Source organism: Candidatus Bathyarchaeota archaeon (assembly GCA_026014805.1).
Lineage (GTDB): Archaea > Thermoproteota > Bathyarchaeia > Bathyarchaeales > SOJC01 > JAGLZW01.
The window spans coordinates 34,586-58,659 of record JAOZHR010000007.1 but is presented as its reverse complement, the minus strand read 5'-3'; the positions used below and the strand labels follow the sequence as shown (position 1 = coordinate 58,659).

At 42.5% G+C, this 24,074-nt stretch carries 27 protein-coding genes and 1 tRNA gene; 16 read left to right on the top strand and 12 right to left on the bottom strand.

Annotated features, from left to right (window positions below; all coding sequences use genetic code 11):
- A partial coding sequence (locus NWE91_01865) for a cation:proton antiporter (protein MCW3985142.1) occupies positions 1 to 521 on the bottom strand: 521 nt, incomplete at its 3' end.
- 39 nt (positions 522 to 560) lie between these two features.
- Between NWE91_01865 and NWE91_01860 the strand changes: the two genes are divergently transcribed.
- Positions 561 to 815, top strand: coding sequence for a hypothetical protein (locus NWE91_01860; protein MCW3985141.1), 255 nt, complete (start codon positions 561 to 563; stop codon positions 813 to 815).
- A gap of 18 nt (positions 816 to 833) precedes the next feature.
- On the opposite strand, the gene NWE91_01855 is transcribed toward NWE91_01860, so the two are convergent.
- Positions 834 to 2,051 (bottom strand): bifunctional 5,6,7,8-tetrahydromethanopterin hydro-lyase/3-hexulose-6-phosphate synthase, encoded by a 1,218-nt coding sequence (locus NWE91_01855; GenBank protein MCW3985140.1) that lies wholly within the window; start codon positions 2,049 to 2,051, stop codon positions 834 to 836.
- Positions 2,052 to 2,641: 590 nt separating this feature from the next.
- Here NWE91_01855 and NWE91_01850 point away from each other — a divergent pair.
- The 4 genes from NWE91_01850 to NWE91_01835 all read left to right on the top strand — a co-directional run bounded on the left by NWE91_01850 (position 2,642) and on the right by NWE91_01835 (position 5,431).
- A complete protein-coding gene (locus NWE91_01850) occupies positions 2,642 to 3,235 on the top strand; it encodes a uracil-DNA glycosylase (GenBank protein ID MCW3985139.1) in 594 nt (197 codons plus the stop codon).
- A gap of 116 nt (positions 3,236 to 3,351) precedes the next feature.
- Positions 3,352 to 3,888 (top strand): hypothetical protein, encoded by a 537-nt coding sequence (locus NWE91_01845; protein MCW3985138.1) that lies wholly within the window; start codon positions 3,352 to 3,354, stop codon positions 3,886 to 3,888.
- A gap of 1 nt (position 3,889) precedes the next feature.
- Positions 3,890 to 5,173: an SLC13 family permease gene (locus tag NWE91_01840; GenBank protein ID MCW3985137.1), complete on the top strand. Its 1,284-nt coding sequence runs from the start codon at positions 3,890 to 3,892 to the stop codon at positions 5,171 to 5,173.
- A 3-nt stretch (positions 5,174 to 5,176) separates the two neighbouring features.
- Positions 5,177 to 5,431: a hypothetical protein gene (locus NWE91_01835; GenBank protein MCW3985136.1), complete on the top strand. Its 255-nt coding sequence runs from the start codon at positions 5,177 to 5,179 to the stop codon at positions 5,429 to 5,431.
- Positions 5,432 to 5,484: 53 nt separating this feature from the next.
- Here the strand turns inward: NWE91_01835 and NWE91_01830 are convergent, their stop codons facing one another.
- Positions 5,485 to 6,528 carry a DUF4114 domain-containing protein gene (locus NWE91_01830; protein MCW3985135.1) on the bottom strand — a complete coding sequence of 348 codons (1,044 nt, stop codon included), beginning with the start codon at positions 6,526 to 6,528 and terminating at the stop codon, positions 5,485 to 5,487.
- 281 nt (positions 6,529 to 6,809) lie between these two features.
- Here NWE91_01830 and NWE91_01825 point away from each other — a divergent pair.
- Positions 6,810 to 6,884 (top strand) — tRNA-Ala (locus tag NWE91_01825).
- A 29-nt stretch (positions 6,885 to 6,913) separates the two neighbouring features.
- Here the strand turns inward: NWE91_01825 and NWE91_01820 are convergent.
- From NWE91_01820 to NWE91_01805, 4 genes are all read right to left on the bottom strand, one after another.
- Positions 6,914 to 7,615, bottom strand: coding sequence for a hypothetical protein (locus tag NWE91_01820; protein MCW3985134.1), 702 nt, complete (start codon positions 7,613 to 7,615; stop codon positions 6,914 to 6,916).
- A 22-nt stretch (positions 7,616 to 7,637) separates the two neighbouring features.
- A complete protein-coding gene (locus tag NWE91_01815) occupies positions 7,638 to 8,201 on the bottom strand; it encodes an adenylyl-sulfate kinase (GenBank protein MCW3985133.1) in 564 nt (187 codons plus the stop codon).
- Between the two features lie 141 nt (positions 8,202 to 8,342).
- Positions 8,343 to 9,479, bottom strand: a complete 1,137-nt coding sequence (locus NWE91_01810) for an aminoglycoside phosphotransferase family protein (GenBank protein MCW3985132.1) — start codon at positions 9,477 to 9,479, stop codon at positions 8,343 to 8,345.
- Positions 9,466 to 9,897 carry a hypothetical protein gene (locus NWE91_01805; GenBank protein MCW3985131.1) on the bottom strand — a complete coding sequence of 144 codons (432 nt, stop codon included), beginning with the start codon at positions 9,895 to 9,897 and terminating at the stop codon, positions 9,466 to 9,468. Before NWE91_01805 ends, NWE91_01810 begins: the two co-directional genes overlap by 14 nt.
- A gap of 114 nt (positions 9,898 to 10,011) precedes the next feature.
- Between NWE91_01805 and NWE91_01800 the strand changes: the two genes are divergently transcribed.
- From NWE91_01800 to NWE91_01775, 6 genes are all read left to right on the top strand, one after another.
- Positions 10,012 to 11,352 (top strand): amidohydrolase, encoded by a 1,341-nt coding sequence (locus NWE91_01800; GenBank protein ID MCW3985130.1) that lies wholly within the window; start codon positions 10,012 to 10,014, stop codon positions 11,350 to 11,352.
- Positions 11,353 to 11,415: 63 nt separating this feature from the next.
- Complete coding sequence (locus NWE91_01795) at positions 11,416 to 12,672, top strand: adenosylhomocysteinase (protein MCW3985129.1); 1,257 nt, start codon at positions 11,416 to 11,418, stop codon at positions 12,670 to 12,672.
- Between the two features lie 58 nt (positions 12,673 to 12,730).
- Complete coding sequence (locus tag NWE91_01790; protein MCW3985128.1) at positions 12,731 to 13,018, top strand: hypothetical protein; 288 nt, start codon at positions 12,731 to 12,733, stop codon at positions 13,016 to 13,018.
- A 61-nt stretch (positions 13,019 to 13,079) separates the two neighbouring features.
- Positions 13,080 to 13,829, top strand: a complete 750-nt coding sequence (locus NWE91_01785) for a nucleotidyltransferase family protein (protein ID MCW3985127.1) — start codon at positions 13,080 to 13,082, stop codon at positions 13,827 to 13,829.
- Positions 13,830 to 13,897: 68 nt separating this feature from the next.
- Entirely contained in the window at positions 13,898 to 15,532 is a 1,635-nt protein-coding gene (locus NWE91_01780) for a hypothetical protein (protein MCW3985126.1), read from the top strand.
- Between the two features lie 21 nt (positions 15,533 to 15,553).
- Complete coding sequence (locus tag NWE91_01775; protein MCW3985125.1) at positions 15,554 to 17,332, top strand: hypothetical protein; 1,779 nt, start codon at positions 15,554 to 15,556, stop codon at positions 17,330 to 17,332.
- Here the strand turns inward: NWE91_01775 and NWE91_01770 are convergent.
- Complete coding sequence (locus tag NWE91_01770) at positions 17,324 to 18,049, bottom strand: anaerobic ribonucleoside-triphosphate reductase activating protein (GenBank protein MCW3985124.1); 726 nt, start codon at positions 18,047 to 18,049, stop codon at positions 17,324 to 17,326. The genes NWE91_01775 and NWE91_01770 overlap by 9 nt on opposite strands.
- Complete coding sequence (locus NWE91_01765; GenBank protein MCW3985123.1) at positions 18,046 to 18,303, bottom strand: thioredoxin family protein; 258 nt, start codon at positions 18,301 to 18,303, stop codon at positions 18,046 to 18,048. The genes NWE91_01770 and NWE91_01765 overlap by 4 nt, the downstream gene beginning before the upstream one ends.
- A gap of 304 nt (positions 18,304 to 18,607) precedes the next feature.
- Here NWE91_01765 and NWE91_01760 point away from each other — a divergent pair, with 304 nt between their 5' ends.
- Positions 18,608 to 19,078, top strand: a complete 471-nt coding sequence (locus NWE91_01760; GenBank protein MCW3985122.1) for a hypothetical protein — start codon at positions 18,608 to 18,610, stop codon at positions 19,076 to 19,078.
- 20 nt (positions 19,079 to 19,098) lie between these two features.
- On the opposite strand, the gene NWE91_01755 is transcribed toward NWE91_01760, so the two are convergent.
- Positions 19,099 to 19,536, bottom strand: a complete 438-nt coding sequence (locus NWE91_01755) for an archease (GenBank protein ID MCW3985121.1) — start codon at positions 19,534 to 19,536, stop codon at positions 19,099 to 19,101.
- Between the two features lie 284 nt (positions 19,537 to 19,820).
- Between NWE91_01755 and NWE91_01750 the strand changes: the two genes are divergently transcribed.
- On the top strand, positions 19,821 to 21,047 hold the full coding sequence (locus NWE91_01750) for an ATP-grasp domain-containing protein (protein ID MCW3985120.1): 1,227 nt from the start codon (positions 19,821 to 19,823) through the stop codon (positions 21,045 to 21,047).
- On the opposite strand, the gene NWE91_01745 is transcribed toward NWE91_01750, so the two are convergent.
- Positions 21,041 to 21,760, bottom strand: coding sequence for a hypothetical protein (locus tag NWE91_01745; GenBank protein MCW3985119.1), 720 nt, complete (start codon positions 21,758 to 21,760; stop codon positions 21,041 to 21,043). The two genes, NWE91_01750 and NWE91_01745, sit on opposite strands and share 7 nt — an antisense overlap.
- A gap of 68 nt (positions 21,761 to 21,828) precedes the next feature.
- Here NWE91_01745 and NWE91_01740 point away from each other — a divergent pair, with 68 nt between their 5' ends.
- Positions 21,829 to 22,578, top strand: a complete 750-nt coding sequence (locus NWE91_01740) for a histone deacetylase family protein (GenBank protein MCW3985118.1) — start codon at positions 21,829 to 21,831, stop codon at positions 22,576 to 22,578.
- Positions 22,579 to 22,674: 96 nt separating this feature from the next.
- Positions 22,675 to 23,556, top strand: coding sequence for a hypothetical protein (locus NWE91_01735; GenBank protein MCW3985117.1), 882 nt, complete (start codon positions 22,675 to 22,677; stop codon positions 23,554 to 23,556).
- Positions 23,557 to 23,745: 189 nt separating this feature from the next.
- Here NWE91_01735 and NWE91_01730 read toward each other — a convergent pair whose 3' ends face one another.
- The gene (locus tag NWE91_01730) at positions 23,746 to 24,060 is read right to left on the bottom strand and encodes a hypothetical protein (protein MCW3985116.1); all 315 of its coding nucleotides are present in this window, start codon (positions 24,058 to 24,060) and stop codon (positions 23,746 to 23,748) included.
- Positions 24,061 to 24,074 lie beyond the last annotated feature (14 nt).

Sequence of the window (24,074 nt, the reverse complement as noted above, 5' to 3'; positions counted from 1 at the left end):
ATGAGACCAAAAAGAAGCGCAGCCAGAGGCCCACTTCGTCCAAACGTTTCAGAAGCGGCATAGCAACCAATAAGAACGCCTAAGGTGAGCATGTAAGTATACTCCTCTTTCCTTATCAGATAGAGTACCCTAATCCACACGATACCTACAACAGCACCTAAAACTGCACCTACCGCAAATTTTCCCAGAATTGTAATCAGAGTCTGCTGAATGTCGACGAGTCCGCCTACATAAGTCTGCAGAATAGCTAACACCAAAACAATGTTCAGAACGTCAGTTATGGTTGATTCTAACGACAAAGTAACTTCCACATCCTTGCTTACGTCTAACTTCGAGACCAGCGGTATAATAACCACTGAACTTGTCCCAGCAGTCATAGGACCCAACATCAACGCCTCAAGCCACTGGAAACCTAACAAGAAATGAGCGAACAACGTGACAAACGTGGCTGCAGATACAATATACAAAACCGCAAGGATGGCGGCTCTAAAGCTTTGCGAAATAACCTTGTAAATATCCATGTTAAGCCCACCTTCAAAAGTATCATCATCAATGTGAGAGTGGTCAAAAAAGGAGTGATAGGATCAACATCAGCCAGAGAAAACACTCCCAAGACAGGACCTAGAACTATACCTATCAAAATCAGGAACAAACTACTTGGAAGCCCAACTTTCTTAAACAACAAGTTCGCTAAGAAACCGATGGCAATTATAGCACCTACTAATAAAAAAACCGCTATAGCATCCGCCATAATTGTTCACATTCGAAACTGCAACGTGGCAAATTCTATACTATTATCACTTTTAACGATTTAGCCGTAAATACCCGCTTTGTTATTCCACGTGAACTCTGTACAAGTCAACGTCTTCTCTCATTGTTCTTGTCAGTTCTAAGAACTCTCTTACAGCGCGCTTCACGTCTTTAGACTGAGTTATGTATCTTCCCACGATCAAGATGTCGGCGCCTTTTGCCAATGCTTCTTTTGCCGTTTCTGGGATTATGCCACCTGCAACCGCCACTAGAAACTTTTTGTCCGCAAAAGCTTGTTTGAGCTCTTTGATACGTTCTAATCCAAGAGTTCTTCCTGTTTCCATGTCTATGCCGCGGTGTAAGATTACTATATCAGGCATGTCTTTCAAAGTCTTAAGTGTCTTAACAGGGTCGTCAATGTTCATCATGTCAACCACCGCATATATCCCCAGTTTTTTCGCTTCGTAAATAAAACCGTCTAAAGTTTCCTTTGCCGCTACTCCTGCTACCACAACGGCGTCAGCGGTCTCCTCGAACGCCAAGTCCACTTCTACTTTGCCAACATCCAGGGTTTTCAAGTCTGCGATGATGAACACGTCTCTGGCAACCTCTCTTAAGTCCTGAATTGCCTTGACCCCATATTTCTTCAAGAGAGGTGTGCCTACTTCAAGGATTAATCTGTCGCTTTCCGGAAGCTCCTGTATTATGTTTTTTGCTCGTCCAAGGCTTGGAATGTCTAATGCGATTTGCAGGTATGGTGGTCGCCACAGCCGGGGCACTTTAAAGCCCATTATAGGATGCTTCGCCCTGTCTTTGTCATACATGATTTTGTCGAGTGACGGATATTTAGTCAACGCTCTTTTCAGAGCCAGTTTGGTAGCACCATAATTATAGTGATATATTTTTCTGTAATCCTTAGCGTTAGGATGAACGAAAACACTACATACGATTACCCAGTCTTCTACTTTGTCTTTTGGAACTACCCCATCCTCAACAGAGTCCGCCACCGCCTTTGCTACTGCAGCTTGCGCTGGGCCGAATATTTTACCCACCTGTTCAAGATTTTTCACTGTTACTTTCGGGATGAGAAGCGTGTGAGGTTTTGGAGGGAGATTTGGCCGTATCACTGCAAGAAGAGGCGTATGTCCTGCAGATAAATTCGACATTCCAGAAGCAAACGCTTCTCCAACTGGGCCACATTTGTCGCCGATCAACAAGTCTATGTGGGCAACTTCATCTCCTTCGCCCACCAGAGCTTCCCCGATAAGGTAGACAGGTTTTTTAACTCTTACACTTTTCATAGACATCACAGTTTCTTCATAAACTTGATTAAATCCTACGTTAAACTCCTTCATCCATTCGTAAAGAGTGTCTCTATGAATGTTCAACTGTCTTGCGGTGCCAGCGATTGTCGGTTTTCCTCTCTTTGTTTGAATTTGGCTAACAATTGCTTCGCTTATTTGTCGGATGAACTCCTCTCTACTGACTGGCTTTTTACTAGCTCCCGACACAACGACACTCCCAAGAGATTCCTAAGGACATCTAGTATTTAAAATTGTCGGATAAACATCCAAATGGGATAATGTTCCGACACTTGCGGTGGAAGAATATCCTGACATTGTCTGGTTACCCGACATTCTTGAAAACTTTCAAGAAAGCAAGAGCAATACTTTCTGAAAATAAACAAACGGCACATGTGAAGAACTGAATACTAAACACGCCAAAATCTAAACCGCGACGTACATGTAAACCCTCAGCATTCTCGATGAATTTAATTTTGTTTAGCAAATTCCCAGACTAAATATAAAGAAAATGCGCGCTTAGTGAATCCCTGAACCACCCGCCAAAAATATATCCGCTAGTCTGTTGAGTAAAGGGCGTTAGTGAGCAAATGTCTAAGGAAGAAACTATTAAGAAAATTAGTGCAGAGGTGGCGGCTTGCGTTGAATGTGAACTAGGGAAGCAACGTAGATATGTCGTTCCTGGCGATGGAGCCTTGGACGCAGAAATAATGTTTATCGGAGAAGCGCCTGGGAGACAAGAAGACTTGAGAGGACTGCCTTTTGTGGGTGCTGCAGGAAAACTCCTCGACGAATTGCTGCACAAAGTCGGTCTTTCTCGAGAAAAAGTCTACATAACGAACCTTCTTAAATGTAGACCTCCTGAAAATCGTGACCCCACCTCGGAAGAGATTACTACTTGTAGCGGATTATATTTGAATCGTCAAGTTCAAGTTATTCACCCAAAGCTTTTGGTGATGTTAGGTAGGCACTCAGCAGCGTATGTCCTTTCCAAAGCTGGAATTGAAGAGGGAAGTATCACAAGAATACACGGTAAAGTATATGAAATAGATTCATTTGGCGTTCCAGTTGTCGCCATCCCCATGTTTCATCCTGCGGCGGCGCTTTATAACCTAAAGTATAAAGGCTTGCTGGAAGAGGACTTTGAGGTTTTGAAATCTGAGCTCGAAAAATATGATTCCTGATCGGTGTTAATACACGCACTAGTTTCTTGATTTTCATCCAGCTCAATCAGAGGTATATTCTTAATAGTTTATTTGAATATAGACGTGATATCTTTAAATGGAGAAGGCTGGCGAACATGAGTAAGATAAAGGAAGAGATACGTCGCAGAGTTCCACGGCTTTTAATGAGCTTGGTTATGACTATTATCTTCTTGGCAATTTTTTTGGTAGTTCCGGAGACGGTCAAAGGCATCCTAATTCCAGGCCTCGACATGGACGCTAGTTTACTAGCACGGACTATAACAATAGTCATCACAGCGATTTTTCTAATACGGGCGTTGTCCGATGCTTTGGTGCTAGGCGACATCGTAACCGACATTATTATCAGACGAATGGGGATAAAGGAGGAAAGGTCTCCAAAAAGAGCAGGTAGAGATTTCATATACATCATAGTTATCATTCTAATAGCAACTGCTGTTCTGCCTGTTCTGAGTGTGTTAGAAGGGGACATTCGTTATTGGTTATCCACGTTCATCATGTATGGCGCTCTCGGAATAATCCTTATACTAATTTATGATATTGGACGAATCCTTTACAGAGTCGTTGAGCAAAAAGCCGAATCGTTTGCTGATCGTCTTTCCAAGATGGCTGAACAAGAAAAAACAGATGAATAGCATGGAGCCAACAATAGTCATAATTTTCGTACTCATCTATTTGTTGACGGTTCTTCTTTCAGCTACTAAAGCCGTTCCCATGTCTATCGCGGCATTAAGTGGAGCATTGCTTACTGCATGGTTTGGGCTGCAATATGGAGTGTTCACATACTCAGAAGCCTTAGATTTCATAGATGTAAAAATCCTTGGCCTAATAATTGGCACAATGGTCGTAGTGGAAGTTGCCAAAAAAAGTGGGCTATTCCGTTTCGGAGCATTGTACGCTGTCAAGTTATCGGAAGGAAACCCTGGCAGACTCTTCGTATCTATCTGTATAATGTCTGCTGTTGCTTCCATGTTTCTCAGTGATACAACAGCGATGTTGCTCATGGCTGCGGCTACGGTGACAGTAAGTAAACTTCTTAATTATGACCCGATACCATATTTTCTTTCTGCAACTATTATGATAAATCTCGGTGGCACAAGTACGTTAATCGGCTCAACGAGCAACATGATCATCGGCGTTGCCTCAGGTCTGACCTTTACAGACTTCGTCAGCTATCTGTTACTATGCGAAGTTGCTCTGTGGGCACTAACAATTTTTGCTCTCTACATCTTTTTCAAAAAAAGATTGGGGAAAAAAAAGGCTCTTCCAGAATATACTCCTTGGCAGAGCATAGAAAATAAGAAACTTTTCTACCAATCTATCTTCATCCTTGTTCTTTTAGTATTCCTCTTCCTAACATTGGAAAACTTAGGGGTCGGTCCTGAAGCAGTTGCTCTGGGCTGCGCTATCATAGCATTAGTTCTCAGCAACTCGGATCCAGCAGAAATCTTCAAAGGACTCGACTGGGAAACTGTATTTTTCATCGCTGGCTTCATGTTCATAGTGGGAGGCATACAAAAAACTGAGATTCTCAGCGTTGTATCAGAACAACTTTTCGTTTTGGTTGGCGGCAACCCATTAAACACAACTCTTTCAACCTTGTGGTTCAGTGGACTTGCAAGCGCCGTAGTAAGCAATGCCGCTATTGCCTTAACATTTATACCAATAGTCGCCAAATTTTCTTCTTTGAATCCAAATCTTCGCCCACCTGTTTCATCAGCACTTGTTCTGGGAACAAATCTTGGAGGCGCCACGACGCCGCTAAGTGGTTCTGTCTGCATGATGGCCGTAGGCGCTTTAAAACGTGAAGGAATCTCAATGAGCTTCAGCGAATTTACCAAGATAGGTGTCATAACATCGCTACTTCAATTAGGTTTCTCCAGCCTTTATCTCATTTGGAGATTTGGATTAGGAGTGTAATAAATGGCTAAAGTCAAAAAATGGATTGAAACAAGAACAAAAAAGCCCGAATCCGAATACGAAGAAGCTAAACGAGAATTTGAAATGGCGATAGGAAGACCATTCATCAACATAAGAATCGAGATTCCTAAAGGCTTTGAAGATTCGCGCGTCCAATTCCTTAGCTTGGAGACGGACAAAGATTTCCTCATGGAAGTTGAGGATCTAGTTAAGAAAAGGCTTGTATACGAGAAGCGTGGCATAAAGCGTACGTCATAAAATGACAAGCTGCGGGCTATAAAGGAAAGTTCTAATTCATAAATCGCTAAAGACTACCTTATGTAAGGTTTTGCACAAAAGAAATGCTTGCCACGGCGAGTTTTGGTTAGTGGAACGCTAGCTTTGTTTCTAGTATATTTCGAAAAGTGGATTATTCGAATTTCAGTGCTTCCTTCGAAGGCTTGACCGCTGAAGAGATTTCCAGAGACTACCAACGTGATTTTGACATATTTCGAAGTGTTTCCATTTATTACGATTGCGTTTTTGATGAATTCTATGATGGCGGTTCTGCTGAATTTCACCATAAGTAATTTAACGCCAACGTTGTCGAGGTCGAAAATCGCCACAGGTTTTGGTTCAGCGGGAATCGTACCATTTAGCATTATCGTTGAAACATCAATATCTTCCACATTGTAATCTTGAGGCAATCTAATGAAGCATGTTATCCATTTTCCTCTACTTTTCATGTTCAATGTGTGCGGGAAAATGTAAACTTTTGCTTCTGTAACAGGAATCAATACTGCTAGAATCATATCTTGAAAGTCTTCATCACCGCCTTCCCACAGATCTTCCCAGACGACAATATATCCGCCAAGTGGGTTAGGATTGGCAAAGATCAGCGTATGGTTAAACCCATCTGGGTTACGGTGCGTTTCAGTGTAGAATAAGCCGTCAGGAGAACCTAAACACAATCCGAAGGTTTCTGTCGCCTCGAAGATCCCTATGTCTCCAGTGCTGTTGGCTCCATCAAAAATTTGATGCAGCTCACCTGATGAAGTTGGATACCAGCTTAAATTGTTTGAAGATGCATATCCAGCAATCTCTGCTAAAATCGCGATTTGATAATATCCCGCGTCAAATGTTTCATTTCTCAATTTGTCCTCAATCACGTTGATGGCATATCCATTTGCGTCGAACCATTCTTGCAAGGTTGGTTCTTCATCCGTTTCTGCCATTCCAGCCTTAGCAATAGATGTCCTTGAAACAGTCGATTTGACCTCTGTTTCAAATCCAACCACCGTTGAAACGGATACAGATAGCAAGATTAGCATTAGTGCAATAATCGCAAAACTTTTTGTGATTACGATTTTTCGCAAATTTATATCCTCATCATGTTCTTTTGTGTGGTAGCATAAAAGCGTAGTAACTGTTTTTTTATAGAAGTTTCTTCTAGAAGTATTTTAGATTACTATAAGACAGTTGTAAGACGTTAAGTGTCTTATTCGGGGAATTATTGTGGCTGTTGCTGATGCGGAACATGCTAAAAAACCAAAACTGCCGAATAAGCGGTTTTTGAAGAGACACAAGAGAAGGAAAGGCAAATAGAAACTAAAAACCTTTAATAGTAGACTACGTGTCAAGAAATTCGCGTGTCAGTGGGCCGGTAGTTCAGCCTGGAATGAATGCCTGACTTGCACTCAGGAGGCCGTGGGTTCAAATCCCGCCCGGTCCACCTTTTTAGATATGTAGGTTCAAAACTAGTCAAGAGTTAGACGCAGACTTTTCTAAGTCTCTGAGATCACATTTGCTTTCTGTGCAATAATCTTTTCCAAATCTGAGCAGCGCGCTTTCTAGGTGAGCAAAAGATTTCCTTTTTACTTTGTTCTCTTTCCAAACCTCCTTGAGTTGTTCAAGGGCCTTTCTGGAGTCGTCTGGTTTGATGAGTTTCAGATGCCGTGTTGCCCGAATCACGGATTTTTGAAGCGGTGGATCGGCTTTAGGCCAAATATCTCTGAGTTCACGGAGAAAAATGTTAACTGTTACTGGGCCTACGCCTTTGAATTCTTCCAGCCTTTTTTCCAGTTCTTTGTAGTTGGCTGCTTTTTCGATAAGGTTAAGAATTTCTCCGTCATATTGGTCTTGTAGTTGTTTGGTTATGTCCAGGAGCATGTCGGCGGTTTTGTAGTCATATCGTGCGTAGCCTCCTTCGTCTAAAACTTCAACAAGCTTGTTCCAATCAGCTTTCTGAATAGCCTTAGGTGTGACGAGCCCTCGAGTCTCAAATTGTCTGTAGGTTTTTCTCGCTATTTTAAAGGATATTCGTGCTCCAAAAAGAAGCGATGCTAGAAACCATTTGAAAATCTCCTTTTCGCGGCACGAAGCTAAATCTATGCCCAACTCTTCAGAAAAAGTTCTGGGAAACAGTGACAATAGTTTCTTTATGGTTTGCTTTTTCTGAGACAAAAGCTTTCAGCCCACCCGACTTTTATGGCTTTTTAGATTTCAAGAAGTGTTCCTGAATTGCAGTCAAGATTTTTTCAGCACATTGCTCCGCTGAAAGCCATGAAGAGTCAACCTTTACCTCTGGGTCGAAAGGTTCTTCATAAGGGGCACCTACGCCGGGTACTGTTTGAGCTTTTCCTTCTTCTGCCTTCTTGTATATGTCACTGGGGGCTAGATAGGTGTTTTTGCGCTTTGCTTCCCGCTGCACGCAAACTTCAAGGGGGCATTCGAGGTAGACTTCCATGAAATGCGGCATGGCTTGCCTTGCTTGCTCTCGGAATCGGCGGCGATTACCTGTTGCGTCAATGATGATGTTGACGCCATTTTCGGTTAACATCTTCGCAGTGAAAACTAAAGCGCCATAGACTACTTCACGCTCATTTTCGGAGTAGGTTGGTTGCGGGGTGGCGTATTTGCGTATCATGTCTATAGAAACCATTTGAGCGTAAAGGTTTAGAGCCTTCAGCTTTTTCAGCAGCAAATTGGCTATGGTGGACTTGCCACTTCCCGGCAAACCAGTGACCCAGATACACCATCCTTTATTCAAATGAGTTACCCACCTTCAGCAATGACCTAGGAGAAAATATTGTCAATCTGTTGATAAATCTTAGGAATAAAAGACACAAGCAATCTACACTCAAAGATATTGGATATATGCTTAAGCATCTGGAATGAGAGCGCATTGCTTTCACAGTTTGAGATAGGAGTTAATATCCTTTAAGTCTAGTTTTTCGGTCTCAAGCACGTTTCGAACAAAGTTGAAAAGCTTACTTCTCACGTGCTCTGGCAGGTTTGGATACCAAACTGGTGATGCAACGACCAAGCTCCGCCAAGCGAAGAAAGGCTGAATGACAGTCAATATCTCTTCGTCCCCGGTCTTGTCTAAGTAGTTTTTCCAGAACAGGTTGAAGAGAGTTTCAAAGGATTTCGCTAGTCGCCCGTGCGTCTGCAAGCTGTAAAACAGGTAGTTAATTGTCATGGCGCTAACATCGTCTGCTGGCTCGCCCCATTCTCCTCGGCTGCGGTCGAGAACGGTGAAGTCGGTGTCTTTGTGGAAGAGTATGTTCCAAGGGTGGTAGTCTCCATGCACCTGCGCCAGTCGATGGGTGAATCGTTTCAGCTTCCACCTCCACTCCACACAGTGCTTCTCGATTTCCATTAAGTTCTTCTCGTTAATGTAATCCAAGCCTGTTGGGTAGCTGTCCATTAACCCCATTATGCACTCGCCGTGGCCTATGAGGTCGCGGATTCGTCGAATGTAAAGCTCTGTTCGGCGGCTCTTAACCTGGTGAATCTCCGCTAAATAGTCAGAGAGGGCTCTGCAGCGCTCCAAATCTAACGGACCGAGTTGCTTGAACATTTTCAGCCTATCTAAGTCTTCGTGGTAGAGCTTGCCTTCCACGAATTCTGTCACAATAAAAAATTCGTCGCAGTCGCCAAGAGACTTCAGGCTTCGTCTTTTTGTAAAGGCGCCAACATCCACCGAGTGTACATGCTTAGGCAGTTTGCTGAAGGCTGAATGTTGCCAAAGCAGGATCCCAGCGCGGTCGCTGAAATGGTCATGGCTAAAACCACTGCCGGGGCGCATCGTTTCCAAAACAATTTTTTTCATGCGACCACCAATGTTTAGGACGATGAGGTAAGGAATCCCATAGCCGAAGCCTTTCAAGCCGCATTCTTTATCCTCTTCTAGATGATTCCGCTTCTTTTCTTTACCTAGCTCATCAACATAAACCACATCAACATCTTCGCCGAACAGTGACGAAAGATATGCCTCTAAACTCTCTCGCAGAGCCACAACTCTTTCTTTTTCAGTCGTTGTCATACATACCAAATCCAAACAGTTCTTTCAACTCATCCCAGGTGTACGCCAATATAGTAACGAACACGCTTAAGTAAATAAGCCAATGTAATCCGCCAAACGGCGCAAATCTACCTAATCCCAACAGGAAATTAGACACTATAACACTTGTCAAACGTGCCTCAATAAGACAGATCACCCCTACTAGTATCAGAAGCAACAGTTCATCAAGAAACCTATCTGTGCTAACTTCACGATTGATGAAAAGAAGCACTCCAGCCACTCCAACTAAAATGCCTAAATAAATGAAAACATAAAGGTGAAGCAGACCTTTTTGAGCAAAATAGGACGCAAACAGCCCAACTTCATACAAATAGAGGGAATAACCTCGCCAAGCAGCAAAGAACGTGGACAACACGTCTAGAATGCCCAAGACAGGCAAGATAAGAATCACACGATCTAGCCGGCTTAGCTTCATTAACCTCAAAGTTCTTCTAAAGCTTCACCAACTTTAATAACATTTCATCCAGAAAAGTTGTAAAACAGGAGAGTGTCTATGAATTCGATTATAGAATGTGGAACAATAGTCACTATAAGCCACAAAGGTACGATAAAAAACAGCTCAATAGTTATCGAAGATGACAAAATAGTCGAAATAGGAAAAACCGACAAGCTAAAGCCAAAGTATCGACGCTACAGAAAAATCAACGCAAAAAACAAGGTTGTCATTCCAGGCTTAATCAACACGCACCATCACGCCGCCATGAGCATCCTAAGAGGCTACGCAGACGACTTGAACCTCAAAACATGGCTGGAAAAATGGATATGGCCCATCGAAAAACACATGACAAGCCAAGACATCTACGCAGGCGCCCTACTCACCGCCATCGAATCCATCAGGGGCGGTACAACAACAATCAACACAATGTATCACTATACTGACGAATACAACGAAGCACGAGCCTTCGCTGAAACAGGTTTGCGTGGCGTCGTGGGACATGCCTGTTTTTCGTGGCGAAAAAAACAAGACAGAACGACTCTGGATTCTTTGACTAGAACATGGCACAACAAAAAAGATGGCCTTATACGAATCAGCATAGGCCCTCACGCCCCTTACACAGTAGGCCCAGACTATATGCAAGAGCTGAGAGCGTTTACGCAAGAGCTGAACCAAAAACGATGCTCACAAAATTCGCCTATAATCTGGCACATTCACGTGGCTGAAACAGCCGATGAGCCTGAAAAGATTAGAAAAGCTTTCAACGTAGCTGTCACAGGGGGAGTGGTAGAATATCTTGATGCTTTAGGTGTTCTTTCCCATGACGTAGTGGCGGCTCACTGCGTCCACCTCACAAGAAGGGATATGGCGATTTTGGATAAAAGAAAGGTAAAAGTCGCTCACAACCCCGTTTCGAACCTAAAGCTCGCCTCAGGCATAAGTCCAGTAACACAGTTACTGGAGAAAGGCGTGACGGTAAGCCTCGGTACAGACAGTTCATGCTCCAACAACAGCTCTGACATGTTTGAAGTTATGAAGATTGCAGCTTTGCTCCATAAGGGAGTAAGCAGGGACCCAACGGTGTTGTCTGCTGAACAGGTCTTGCGTATGGCAACCATTTATGGTGCTAAAGCATTAGGTTGGGACAAAGAAGTTGGCTCGATAGAGGTCGGTAAAAAGGCGGACTTGGCCATAGTTGACTTCAAAAAGCCTCATCTAATGCCAGTATACAACGAGACAAGCCACCTTGTTTATTCAGTCAAAAGTGCAGATGTGGACACGGTAATCATAAATGGTGAAATTGTGATGGAAAATAGGAAAATCAAAACTGTGAGTGTAGATAAGGTTATGGAGCTTGCAGAAAAGACAAAGCGTAGTCTCTTAGAACGTTTGAAATAAAAGCCTTTAAGGTATCCATCTTAAATAACTGATAGTTAACAACGTGATGGAGTAGTGGAAATTATGCCAGAATTCAAAGTCAAAGACCCAAGTCTTGCTCCGAAAGGGGCCTCTCTAACGGAATGGGCTTCAATGCATATGCCTGTGCTGAATCAAATCAAACAACGATTTGAGAAGGAAAAGCCTCTTGAAGGCATACTATTAGGAGCCTCTCTTCACGTAACAAAGGAAACCGCCGTTCTCATAGACACTCTCATGGCAGGCGGCGCAGAGATAGCTCTGTGCGGCTCGAACCCCTTGTCTACTCAAGATGAAGTTGCAGCAGCTTTGGCCGAAAAAGGCATAAGTGTCTTTGCCTGGAGAGGTCAAACAACCGAAGAGTACTACTGGTGCATTGAAAAAGTCATAGATCACAACCCCTTCATAACCGTAGATGACGGCGCCGATTTAGTCGGCACAATTCACTCTAAAAGAACTGAAATCATATCAGATATTAAAGGTGGAACCGAAGAAACCACAACTGGGGTTGTGCGGCTGCGAGCAATGGCACAGGGTGGAGCATTAGAGTATCCGATAATAGCTGTGAATGACGCTTATACGAAGTATCTTTTTGACAACCGCTATGGCACAGGTCAAAGCACCCTTGACGGTATCATTAGAGCCACCAGCATTCTACTTGCTGGCAAAAACTTTGTCATAGCTGGGTATGGGTGGTGTGGGCGCGGGTTAGCGTTGAGAGCTAAAGGCATGGGCGCTAACGTAATCGTAACAGAGACAGATGCGACAAAGGCCTTAGAGGCTGTCATGGATGGCTTCAGGGTGATGCCCATGGGAAAGGCTGCAGGAATAGGCGACGTCTTCGTCACAGTCACAGGAAACGTAAGCGTAATCCGCAAAGAACACATGGAGAAAATGAAAGATGGGGCAATACTTGCTAACAGTGGGCACTTCAACGTAGAAATAAACATCCCGGAACTAGAAGGCATGACAGTTGCACAGAGGACAATTCGACCAAACCTGAAAGAGTACCAGTTGCAGGATGGAAGAAAACTGTATTTGCTTGGCGAAGGAAGGTTAATCAACCTTGCCGCTGCAGAAGGTCATCCCTCAGAGGTCATGGACATGTCTTTCGCAAACCAAGCCCTCTGCATAGAGCATCTGGTCAAAACACCTAAACTAGAGGCAAAAGTTTACAGTGTTCCAAAGGAAATAGATAGACTCGTCGCTAGCCTTAAACTAAGGGCCATGAATGTTGAAATAGACAGACTAGTCGAAGAACAGAAAGAATATCTAGCTAGCTGGAAAGCTGGAACAATCTAAATTAATGACAAAGCTTATAACAACAATATGCTTAAAAAGGCTACAAAGTGGTGATAACATGGTTAGTAAAGATCAAGGAATTGGCGGCCTAATTTTCCTTGTATGCGCTATCGTCGCTATCGGATATACCCTAGGACTCTTTTGGCTAGGAGAGCCACTTGGCGGCACACAAGACGCTTGGACGCTGTCTTTTTGGCTCATAGCAATGCCAATGTACCTCGCGTTCATACTCATTCTCGGCATTGGTGCTTGGATAGGTTGGACAATGGCTACTACTCCACCGCCGAAACCAATTGAAGAACTCGAAGTTGAAGAAAAGAAAGAAGAAAAACAAAAGGAAGAGTAAGCCCGCTAGCAAAACGCTTTTTTCTCTCCTATTTCATAAAGAAGTCACTAGGTGATGTGCTATGTGTAATCCTAAGGCTTTAGTGTTGTGCGGAGGAGAAGGAAAAAGGCTTAGACCAATCACCTATTATCTTCAAAAAACCATGATCCCGATAGGTTATACACAAAGACCCCTTCTCGAGTATATAGTTCGCCTTCTCAAATTTCACGGTATAACTGACATTACCTTCTTGGTGAATCACAAAGCTGAACAGATTAAGAACTATTTCAACGAAGGATCAAGGTTTGAAGTAAGGATACGTTATGTCTATGACAGTCAATTGCTAAAGGGAACAGGCGGTTCAGTACTCAATGCCTACAAGCAAGAAGCCTTTAACGAAAAGGACACAGTACTTGTTTACTATGGAGATATTCTCACAAATATAAACTTGAAAGAGTTGATTAGTTTCCATAAGAGAAAGCAGGCAATGGCAACTGTAGCACTTGCCTCTGGGTTTGAAGTAAGGGTTGGCTTAGCCAACCTTGAAAAAGACGGCAAAATTCAAGGATTCATTGAAAAGCCCAAATTAGAAAAACCTGTAAGTATCGGCATCTTGGCCTTTGAAGGCACAGCTTTGAAGGCTACGCAAGAATTGGTTGAAGAGAAACAAACAGTGGATTTGATGGGAGATGCTATTCCTCATTTGATACAGATAGGTAAGCCAGTATATGGGTTTGTATCCGACGCCTTTTGGTTTGATGTCGGCAGCATCGAAGCTTACGAAAAGCTGGACAGAGAGAAAGTAAAAGATGCTATGTCTTTTTTGCTTTAAGCTCTTCTGTCATTTGAGTATAGGTTATAAAAGAAACTTTGGAGAATATAGTTTTCGGAGAGGTTACTATGACTGGCTCTAATTTAGTTCTGCCTTATGCTACAGAAGATAGCGGCAGAAAGACACGTTTTTCTGAGGCTATGGAAGTTGCGGCACTCATTGGCATTACTGAAGCAGAGCGGAAAAAGAAGCAGGGACTTCTTGGAGGAGCAGCAGAAACTCTTACCTTTCTCTCCAAACTTTATTATCCTCTTTGGGCAATTCCTTGGGAAAAAAACTGTTTGCTGATAGATGGAATGGGAACCGTTTCAGACAATATCCTATACTTTAAACCGCCTGACGTGGAAGCCTTTATTGAGCATTTAAGGAGAAGTGCCACAGTTCAAGAATTATATCACAGCACTTTAAGAAGCCACCGTGAAACTTTTTCTGGATTCACCTCCCAAACAGAAATTCTCATAGAGGGATTCATTACAGAGAAAGAACTGTTATCCGACATGTTAGCATTCATAAAAAACAGCCCAGCAAAGATTACAGCCAGTTCAGACTTAAAGCCCACTTCATCAATACAACCCAAAATTGACAAGGAAAACGCGGCTAAAATTAGCGAAAAAGTTCTGGGCCACTACAGCAAGCTCCAGTCGGAAATAAAAGGTTTGCAATTTGCAATTGACACCGTGAGCGAAGAAACGAAGACACATGTTGACAAGCTTCGGCAAGAATTAGAGCAAATTCGAGAAAAACATGAAGACAAGATTTCTACCGTTAGGACAGAGGTCGAGAAGAGAAAAGAAGAATTGGAAAAAGAGCGGGACAAGAAAATAGAAAAAATAACTGTAGCTAACGAAAAAGAGGCAAATGTAAGGCTTACAGAACGTAAAAAATGGGAGCGAGAACTACTAAGACTAGAACAAAACAAAAGCGAATATGAACAAAGGAAGGAGATGCGGAAGCGGAAAAACGACGAAATTGGGGAGGCCCGATGGGATGCCAGACTCCGAGATGTTCAAAATCAAATTTCAACCGTGAAGGGAAAAATTAAGGCTCTCTCAGAGTTTATCAATCGAGGCAACAAAGAAGCAGAAAAAACAACAAAGAATCTGCACGGGACCTACCGGAAGTTAATAGACAAAGAAAATTGGAAAATCATAGATTTGGAAAATCTACGTGACTCAGAGGTTGAGAAGAAGGGAAAAGAGATAGAGACGCTGCAGCGAGAAACACTGACCATCACAGATAAAATTGAGAGACTAATTGAACAGAAAAGAGAGCGTTCCTCAATTCTTAAAGAAGCTACCATTCCTTGGAAAACTGAAAACCTCACTTTGATTCATGTACCCTTCTACTTAATTCAATACGCAGCTGAGAAAAAGAAAAGATACCGTCTTCGCCCACCTGTTGTTGTAAGAGGGCCAGAGGGATTTGCGATGAAGATTCGCTCGTTCGTGAAAAAAGCAAATATTAACACCCTTCTGAAACCTCGTTCCAAAGCCCTAGAGAAAATACTGAACTCTTTTGAAGAGAAGCAAAAAAGCGATAAGGGAGTTCAAAGAAAACTAGACCAACTTGGCACGTCACACAACCTGTTAACGTCTGCAGACTCTAAAGAAAAAGTGAAAAAAGGCATAGAAGAGCTTGAAGTTGAAGGTTGGATCAAGCCAGAAGAAAAAGCATCCATAATAAACACCCTTTCAACAAACTAACCCCCTCGCGAATAATTAAAAATGGGAAAACCAACTTCTTTCGGCGAGTTGAGAAAAATGCGAAACAACAAAGTTGTTGACCGTAAACTTCTGCTTAAACGTGTATTTTCAAGAAGCAAGCTTTTCCAAATAGGAAAAGCGCTAGACGTTCCTTATTTTATCAATTTTCATAGCGAATGGGACATGGACTATGACAGAGCAGCTTTTGAAATTGCTTCCAATATAAGCGATGTGCAGCTCGAGAAAGTTTTCAGCAATTATGAACCCCGTAGATGGGAAGTTTTCAGAGGTCAATATTATACATTTGAAAATGGTAAATTTCGACTTGAGGGCTATTGGAAAACAATTCAAGCAGCGATTGCCCAGACCAAGAAAAAATTCGGAAAAAACTGCATTGCTGTTTTGAAGTGTCTGGTGAATTCTGGGAAGGGTTGCAGCCTTAAAGAGATTAGACAGAATCTTCCAGAAAGCACAGATCCTTCCCCAATTTTATCGGATTTAGAGAAACTGAAGGTTATAGTGACTTCTTATAGGAGCAAAGATTTTCAGGAGTGGACAGTGTTGGAAGAAACCTCCCCAATAATCCAGTTAGAGTTGGGGTTAGCGCCCAGGGAGGCTAGAAAAGCAGCCTTCGTCGCCGATATTCCTGCAAAAGCTGACCCAATAGATGAAGAACGCCAAATTGTCGGGGAGATGGACAGAGAGTTGGACGATTACTTAAATGACTTGTTCAAGTATCGAGTTGATGAGGCGGTCAAGTTCGGCAAATCTTTTTCTATCTCTCGCCTGGCCGGCTACCTGAAGGACCTTTTTGGTCCAGTTCTCTATTTTGATAGTTTACTTAGCATCACTCAACAAATCGGGTTGGCTGATGTTGAGATTGTTCATAGTAAGGGTCGAACTGGGATGCGAACAGGGTGGAATCTTTCTCTTTTCGGTGAACCAGGCACTGGTAAGAGCTTTTCAGTTAGAGACATGATTCTTGGGAAGCTTGATGCTAAAATCCCACCTCACGGGATTCCAGGACGCAACCGTTACGCTGGAGGTATGACACCAGCCAGGTTCATTCGCATAGGTCAAGCTTACTCTGGAAGAGTTTTTAATTTTATTATTCCCGAATTTAATGACTGGTTTAAATACAAAGGCATGGTAGAGCCATTGAAACTTGCCATGGAACGAGGTGAAATTAAATACGAGACGCATCGCGAAGTCATTGGTCCTTATCGTTTCCACAGTTTCTTCAGCGTAAACTATAATGTAGCAGCGTTTGGCAGAGGTTATGAGCTGACTATTCAAGACCCAAACTTCAACGCAATCGAAGACCGCATGCTTTGTCGCCTACATAGGCTTACTAAGCAGCGTTTTGTAGAAATTGCAGAAAGTCAAATGCGGCTGGTCTTTGGAGAAATTGACATTGAAGAAGGAGCACAACAGATACGAGACCATTTGTCGCTGGTTTATGCGGCTGAAACCAAACATCCTTTGGCGCAGGGCAAATTTTCGCTAAAACCTGTTATGCTTACTCCAAAAGCTCAAGAGATGTTGATGAGAGCTAGAAAAGCCATCTTAGATGAGATTCCGCGAAAGGTTGTTCGTTTTTCAGCTAGATTGGAAGACCGTGCTATCCGTTTTGCCTGTGCCGCTTCGCTTCTCAGCTATTTCCAGTCAGATCTCGACTTCATTCCTGTTAGTGAAGACGCTTTGAAGTACGCTATTCAGCTTTATGTAGAAGAAGCCTCAGTAAGGTCGCAGGAAGAGTTTGTACCAGAATCTGTTTTGGGGAAACTTGCTTTAGGATAGGGGCTGTCTCAAAATAGTTTTTGGTACAATCTTCCTAGCCAGCTTCAAAAAATCATCCGTATCTTTCGAAGAAAAAGACTTGACATTTCTGAATTTCAAGTCCAACGTTTTAACATCTTCTTTGAAGCTTTGAAGGACGTATCTTTTACTGCCTTTAATTCTGCTACAAATTTGTTTAATGTCGTTCTTGCTGTGAATTGTAGGAACCAATGTTGTACGAAACTCGTAATCTATGATATTTTTTAACAAAATTTCAACTGTTCTTTCTACTTCAGTTAGCAGCTTTTCCGCGTTGACGCCGGCTGCATTCGAGTAACTCTCTACACTCAGAGGTGCCTTAACATCCATAGCAATGTAATCCACAAGTTTGTGTTCAATCAACTCTTGCACCATCGCAGAGTTTGTACCATTAGTGTCCAGCTTGACCCCTAAGCCCAATTCTTTGATACGTCTGCATAGAGTTGGAAGTTCATTGTGGATCGTTGGTTCGCCTCCAGTTATGGCTACTCCGTCCAGCCAACCCTTGTTTTTCGTCAGGTATTGCTCGATTTCTTCGTAGGGAATTGTTTGCATTCCTTCTGGGTTAAGAACAAGACTGAGGTTGTAGCAGAAGGGGCAGCGAAAGTTGCAGTGAGGCAAGAATATGACTGCTGAGACTGTTCCATCCCAATCTACAAGGCTGAGGTCGATGAACCCTTTAATTTCCGGCAGCTTCATTTGGCCAACCGTTTCTTCACTTCGGTTTCCAACTCTTCTCTAGAAAGCAATTTTCCGCGAGTTATGACTTCGTCATCTATGGCTATGCTTGGCGTGCTCATAATCTGATGCATAAGTCCGTCTAGTTGACCATCTGGGGTACTTATGTCCACTGTTTCATATTTCAATCCATATTTTTGCGCAATTTCCTGAGAAATCTTTTTAGCGGCAGGACAATTTTTGCAGGTTGGCAAAGTAAAGACTTTCAACTCCATGTCAAACTTCCTCCTTTCTAAACACATGTGTTGTTAGAAAATAAGAGTCTTAGCTTTTTCTGTTTGAAAGACTAGATGTACGAGATTTCTCCGGAAATTTACTCGCCAGCAAATGCCAGCCAGAAATAGAAAATGCATCAAAACGCATCAACTCTCCTTCCTATACATAAACAACATGGCTGCCTGCTGCCTCCATCCATTAGGCTAGGTTTAATCTAGACGTATAGAGGTCAAAACCTTATTATGGTGTCTAAACCAAAGAAGTTTTATTCGTCAAACGTCTAGTTCTGTTTCTTGAGTTACATTGCTTGTAAGAATCGTGCGCAGTCTAACGCCTGAAGAAGTTTATGATCGAATTCGCATATTCGAGGAACAACATGGCTTATCTTTTGAAGAATTCGAAGACCAATTTCTCAAAAGAAAGAGACCACGGCATCTGTTGAGTGTCTATCTTGAGTGGGCAGGTTTTGTCGATGCTTACAGAGGCTATGAAGAGGAGGGTGAGCTTGACTACATCGTAGAAGAGGTGCGAGATTTTGATTCTAAGCGGTTAGCTTCACTAACTTCGAAACGCGTAGAGCTGCTGAATCATCTCGCCAATACACGTGTAGAATCAATAAATGAGCTGGCACATAAAATCAAACGTGACATTAAGAATGTTTATGAGGACTTGCTTGCTTTGAAGGAGTTGGGGCTTCTCAAGTTAAGACGAAGGGGAAAACGTAATGTTGTGCCCGAAACTTTGGTTGAAGAGATAGCTTTTTTGATACGGTGATTGGGGCAGGGGGTTTTGTTTTAGATGTCGAGGATGAGCTTTACTGTGATTTCGTTGGGCTTTTTGGTAATTTCCATTCGGTGATACGTTACGGCTTTGACTCCGACTTTTTGTGGGTGTTTCTTGGGATTAAATCTTTCACCTTGAATCTTGGCCTTTAGCCTGAAGCCCTTCTCTGTTCTTTTTATAGGTTCGATTTTAAATTTGGAGTATAACATTTCTGTTATGTCGAATTTGACTAGGAGTGTTTCCAGCCAGTTGTAGAGCAGTGCTTTTTCGTCGAACCCTTCAACTTCTACCGTTTCTTCAAGCTTTGGCTTTACTTTCCTTGTTTCAGTCATTGTTTCAAAGGTTGCAAGGGCCGCGTTTTCAAAGGCTCCTTCCAAGGTTTTGCCATAGGCTGCAATGTAAACATCTGCTCGATGTTCGAGAAACTTGAACTTCATCTTTTCAGACAACAAACTTTCCCCCTTAAGCAATGAATAGTTAATGAATTAATTTGCCTTTCCTCGGTTTTTATAGTTGCGTATGATCTGCCAGAGAATTAGCTTCGCATGCGCGCGCGTGCATTGTTTTCAATGATTTTCTAACTTCGTCTTCTCTACCCGTAACTCCGCAGGCATTAGAAAGCTTCTCCAAAGCGTCTGTAAGTTTCACTTCTTCTTTCCCTCATTTAGAATGTTATTTAGCACAGAACTAAGAAATAAGCGTAAAGGCCATCTAGAAAAGCAGAGGCTATGGTTTGAAGGAAATCAACGTTCAAAATATTTTGGTGATAGGCATCGACGCCGCTGCACTGGCCACTTCAGCAAAGATGGCAGGATACAACGTTTTTGCTGTAGACTATTTTGGAGATCAAGACCTTAAACGAGCATGCAAAGACAATCTATCGATTATTGCGCAAAAACCTGGAAAATCTTGTAAGCGCCTTGAGACGAATTTTTCTCCAAACGCGCTTTTAAGTCTAACAAAGAAGCTTCTTGCAACTCATCGAATAGACGCTGTTTTGTTAGCTTCAGGTCTGGAAGACTCGTTTCAGCCCTTAGCGAAACTCAACGATCTGATTCCCATAATTGGAAACCATCCTAAAATAATTAAAAAAGTGTGTGACAAAATGCGATTTTTCCATGAACTTAAGAAAATCGCCATACCTTATCCCGAAACTGCGTTGGCAAGAAATCCTGATGAAGGGAAGCGTGCAGCTAAAGATATTGGCTATCCTGTCATGGTGAAGCCTTTAGCAGGTTTCGGAGGTGTTGGAATCAGAAAGGCAAAAGATAGAGACGAGCTAGGCAAGGTTTTTCCGCAAGTTGTTTCATTATCCCGAGGAGTTTTGATTCAAGAGTTTGTGTCTGGTATGGATGCTAGTGTGTCGTTTCTCTCGTCCAAGAAAGCGGCTGTGGTTTTGACTTTAAATGAACAATTATTGGGAATCCAAGGAGTTGGTCAAAAAGAACCGTTTGGCTACTGCGGAAATGTTATTCCGGCTTCAACAAGTGAAGCGCTTATGGATAAGTGTAGAGACACAGTACAAAAAATCGCCTCGCACTTTAGCCTTACGGGGTCAAACGGTGTAGATTTGGTGATTTCCAAAGATGGTATACCCTATGTTGTTGAAGTAAACCCCCGCTTTCAAGGAACCCTAGAGTGCGTTGAACGTATTCTTGGAATAAATTTAGTTAATGCCCACATAAAAGCCTGTGTTGAAGGAATTCTTCCACTTCTCAGCGAGGGAAGACCAGCAACCTCGTGTGTTAGACTCATCTTATATGCTCAGCGACGTTCAATAATCCCCCGCCTTACAGACCTTGCAGAAGCCAGAGACATCCCACTTCCAGGGGTTATCATAGAGGAAGGAGAACCACTCTGCTCTATTGTAGTTGAAGAAAAAACGAGAAGTTCTGCTTTGAGAAAATCAATGATGCTAGCTGATCTTATCTATGGGATTGTAAAGCCAAAGTCTCAGTGATGGATCAGCAAACCTGCTTTTCTTAGTGTTTCGAGTAAAGGACGTCCAATTGCTACAGTAGCGATGGAGGATAGCGCCACCTTTATGGGAGTGATGACAGCGCCGCTACCCCAGATAAACTGTAAATCTTCAACATTCAACCCATAAAAGAGCCTGTAAGTTTGACATGGAATAAAAACGAAAATCCGAAATAAAACGTCGGCCTCTAGCCCAACAAATGCTATGACAGCGAGAACAATTGGCAACCTTGTAGATTCGTGTTTCCATAAGTCTTTCTTAATTAGGAAAATCACTCCGAGAAGAATGGCAAATGCAATATATGTGTCCCACATTCCCCAAAAGGGAAGTTGCCAAGCAACAGGTGTGAGGAAGTAGGCTGCAAATAAGATTGTGTAGTAACCTAGCACGGGTTTCCATTTTCCTCTAAACAGCAGGGCTGAAACAGCTGCTCCGATTGGAGCGCCCATTGTAAAAAGGAATTCGTACGCGTCTATGAAGTGTATGTAGTGTCCAATCATAACTCCAATAGAGGTGGCTGCAAATCCTAACAGTGGTCCAAGTATGATTCCTGTAATGGGTTCCATTAGAAAGTTCCAACTGGACCAGATGCCGGAAGAGGGCAAACCCCCAAAAGAGTCAGTAATAACGTTTAGGGCTGCAAAAACTGCCACAATAGCCACTGTTTGGGCTTTGGTGATTTTTCTTTTCTGCATGGCTAGTTGCAGTCAATGTTGGCAAGGTTCTTTTATCGTTTTGCGTATAGTGGATGGGAGAGATTACTATGTATGTAGTTTATCATGAACGATACGAAGAAGTCTATGCGTCAGACCCTGCAGCATCTCCAGGCAGAATTGAGTGTATCAGAAAAGAGCTGGAAGATCTCTTCCAATTCGTTAAACCCGTATCTGCTAGCGAAGCTGATTTACGGTTGGTGCATTCGCAAAGCCACGTTAGCTGGGTGAAACAGCAAGGCTTGACCTATGAAATAGCTGCCTTGGCTGTTGGAGGAGCGTTGAAAGCTTCTGAACTTGCTATGCAGGGAGAACCGTCCTTTGGCTTAATTAGGCCTCCGGGGCATCACGCAAGTCCAGACTCCTGCTGGGGTTTCTGTTATTTCAATAATGTCGCTGTTGCGATTGAAAAGCTTAGGAGAGAAGGTGTTGTTAAGAGGGCTCTGATTGCGGATATTGACTTGCACTTTGGGGACGGTACGAACAATTTTTTCGCATCGGTGCCTGAAGTTGAGTATCACCACGTTGAAGGCGATAAAAGGGCGAGTTTTGTGAGTGATTTGGAACACTTCCTTGCTTCTCAGCATTGTGATGTGGTCGCTGTCTCCGCGGGTTTCGACAGACATGAGCTTGATTGGGGCGGTTTGCTAAAAACTGAAGACTATAGAGTCATTGGAAGGATTGTAAAGGAATATGCTGACGAAAAATGTGGTGGGAACATGTTTGCTGTTTTAGAAGGTGGCTATAACCAAAGTGTTCTCGGACGGAACGTCAAAGCCTTACTTTTGGGCTTGGAATAGTTTGTTTCTCAGTATTCAGCGTTTTTCTCAAAGCTCGAGCGAAAGCAGCTTTATAAGCTGTTTTGGCGTGTAGACAATGTTTGGTGGAACTGATTAGTGATATGGGTGTACACGGTCACAGCGTCAAATGAATTGCAAGCTAGAGACGCTAGTTCTCTGCAAGAATTGCAAAGCCTTAGTAGAGAAGTTGATTGGCTCTGGATAGATTGTATGGATCTTGGCGACAAAGAGTTTGAGGTCATTGGCGGATTGCTTGAAGAAACTAAGGTTATTAATGATATTAAGGAGCAAAAGATTTTTTCACGACCCGAGAGAGTCAACAATTATCTCATGTTTTCAGTTCCTCACGTTGTGTTTATAGATGAACTGAAAACGTTTCCCATTTACATTTTTATGAAAGAAGGAATGTTCTTAACTGTAAGAAATAAGCATTCTTCCAAACCTGTTAAGAATGCGTTTAAAACCTTTGAGGATTGTGTTGGAAAAGTTTGTGAAGGATCTATTAATTCCTCTTTTATCCTTAGTAGGCTGTTCTACGAGATAAGTAATGAAAATCTGGACGTAGTGATGGCTCTGAGAGCGAATATTGATAAGATAGAAGAGAGGGCACTTGCGAGTCCAGGGGATAAAAGAATCAGTCGTTCGGTTTTTGTAATAAAGAGAGAGATATCCGCTCTCGAAAGAATCTTATGGTCTCAAAGAGAGTTAATGCTTAGCATAAGAGAAGGTGTAGTCCTTATGGTTAAGCCTTCTGAGGAAATCAGCGCGACTCTGAGCCATGCAGTCAATAACATTTCGCGTGAGCTTTCTCTTCTCGACTCTGATAATAATGCTTTAGACAGTGTTCTCAGCCTGCAAGATTTGGGTATGATACATAAAGTTGAAAGAAATCTAATCTACCTTACTTTAATTGCCTTGGTTGTGAGTGTCCTTCTAATCCTCTTGGAAATCGATGTAATTAGTCTTTTATCTAGATGAATCTGGAACATCCCACAAAAAATAGGTTATGCAGCTAATAGCGCAAAATATATAGGTGGCTCCTTTCTCTTAGAGAAAAATCCAGTAGAAGGCGATAGAACGAAAGCAAAACCATTGCGTGTAGCCAGACGCTATCTGAGAAATACTATGGCTTCTAGGAGCGAATGTATCTATAACCTCAATCATTGTCTATCCACTCTTGATTATACTCATATGGTTTGTCGCAAAGAGTTCAAAACTCTTAGCGTCATATTTGCTTTTCCGCCAACTGCTTGGGACAAAATACTCGTTACTGCTAGGTTTAGGCCTTAGCGTAAGGTTCAGCAAGAGCTTAATCGTAACATATGTTTTGCTCAATTCTGGACTGATTTCATTGGGTTTATACTCAGCACTTATAGCCACCGCGATATTCATGAAACCTGTAATTCTAAGTGTATGCTCATGGGTCTTATCTAAGGGAAAACCCTTATAGATTATCTGAGCTTCAATAGTTTTGTAGTCCACACACAAATAAAATC

What these genes read in the sequence shown, in the direction of transcription:
- NWE91_01855 (MCW3985140.1), bottom strand. Translation starts at nt 2,051, where the DNA reads ATGAAAAGTGTAAGAGTTAAAAAACCTGTCTACCTTATCGGGGAAGCT.
- NWE91_01850 (MCW3985139.1), top strand. Translation starts at nt 2,642, where the DNA reads ATGTCTAAGGAAGAAACTATTAAGAAAATTAGTGCAGAGGTGGCGGCT.
- NWE91_01845 (MCW3985138.1), top strand. Translation starts at nt 3,352, where the DNA reads ATGAGTAAGATAAAGGAAGAGATACGTCGCAGAGTTCCACGGCTTTTA.
- NWE91_01840 (MCW3985137.1), top strand. Translation starts at nt 3,890, where the DNA reads ATGGAGCCAACAATAGTCATAATTTTCGTACTCATCTATTTGTTGACG.
- NWE91_01835 (MCW3985136.1), top strand. Translation starts at nt 5,177, where the DNA reads ATGGCTAAAGTCAAAAAATGGATTGAAACAAGAACAAAAAAGCCCGAA.
- NWE91_01810 (MCW3985132.1), bottom strand. Translation starts at nt 9,479, where the DNA reads ATGACAACGACTGAAAAAGAAAGAGTTGTGGCTCTGCGAGAGAGTTTA.
- NWE91_01800 (MCW3985130.1), top strand. Translation starts at nt 10,012, where the DNA reads ATGAATTCGATTATAGAATGTGGAACAATAGTCACTATAAGCCACAAA.
- NWE91_01795 (MCW3985129.1), top strand. Translation starts at nt 11,416, where the DNA reads ATGCCAGAATTCAAAGTCAAAGACCCAAGTCTTGCTCCGAAAGGGGCC.
- NWE91_01790 (MCW3985128.1), top strand. Translation starts at nt 12,731, where the DNA reads ATGGTTAGTAAAGATCAAGGAATTGGCGGCCTAATTTTCCTTGTATGC.
- NWE91_01785 (MCW3985127.1), top strand. Translation starts at nt 13,080, where the DNA reads ATGTGTAATCCTAAGGCTTTAGTGTTGTGCGGAGGAGAAGGAAAAAGG.
- NWE91_01780 (MCW3985126.1), top strand. Translation starts at nt 13,898, where the DNA reads ATGACTGGCTCTAATTTAGTTCTGCCTTATGCTACAGAAGATAGCGGC.
- NWE91_01775 (MCW3985125.1), top strand. Translation starts at nt 15,554, where the DNA reads ATGGGAAAACCAACTTCTTTCGGCGAGTTGAGAAAAATGCGAAACAAC.
- NWE91_01770 (MCW3985124.1), bottom strand. Translation starts at nt 18,049, where the DNA reads ATGAAGCTGCCGGAAATTAAAGGGTTCATCGACCTCAGCCTTGTAGAT.
- NWE91_01765 (MCW3985123.1), bottom strand. Translation starts at nt 18,303, where the DNA reads ATGGAGTTGAAAGTCTTTACTTTGCCAACCTGCAAAAATTGTCCTGCC.
- NWE91_01745 (MCW3985119.1), bottom strand. Translation starts at nt 21,760, where the DNA reads ATGCAGAAAAGAAAAATCACCAAAGCCCAAACAGTGGCTATTGTGGCA.
- NWE91_01740 (MCW3985118.1), top strand. Translation starts at nt 21,829, where the DNA reads ATGTATGTAGTTTATCATGAACGATACGAAGAAGTCTATGCGTCAGAC.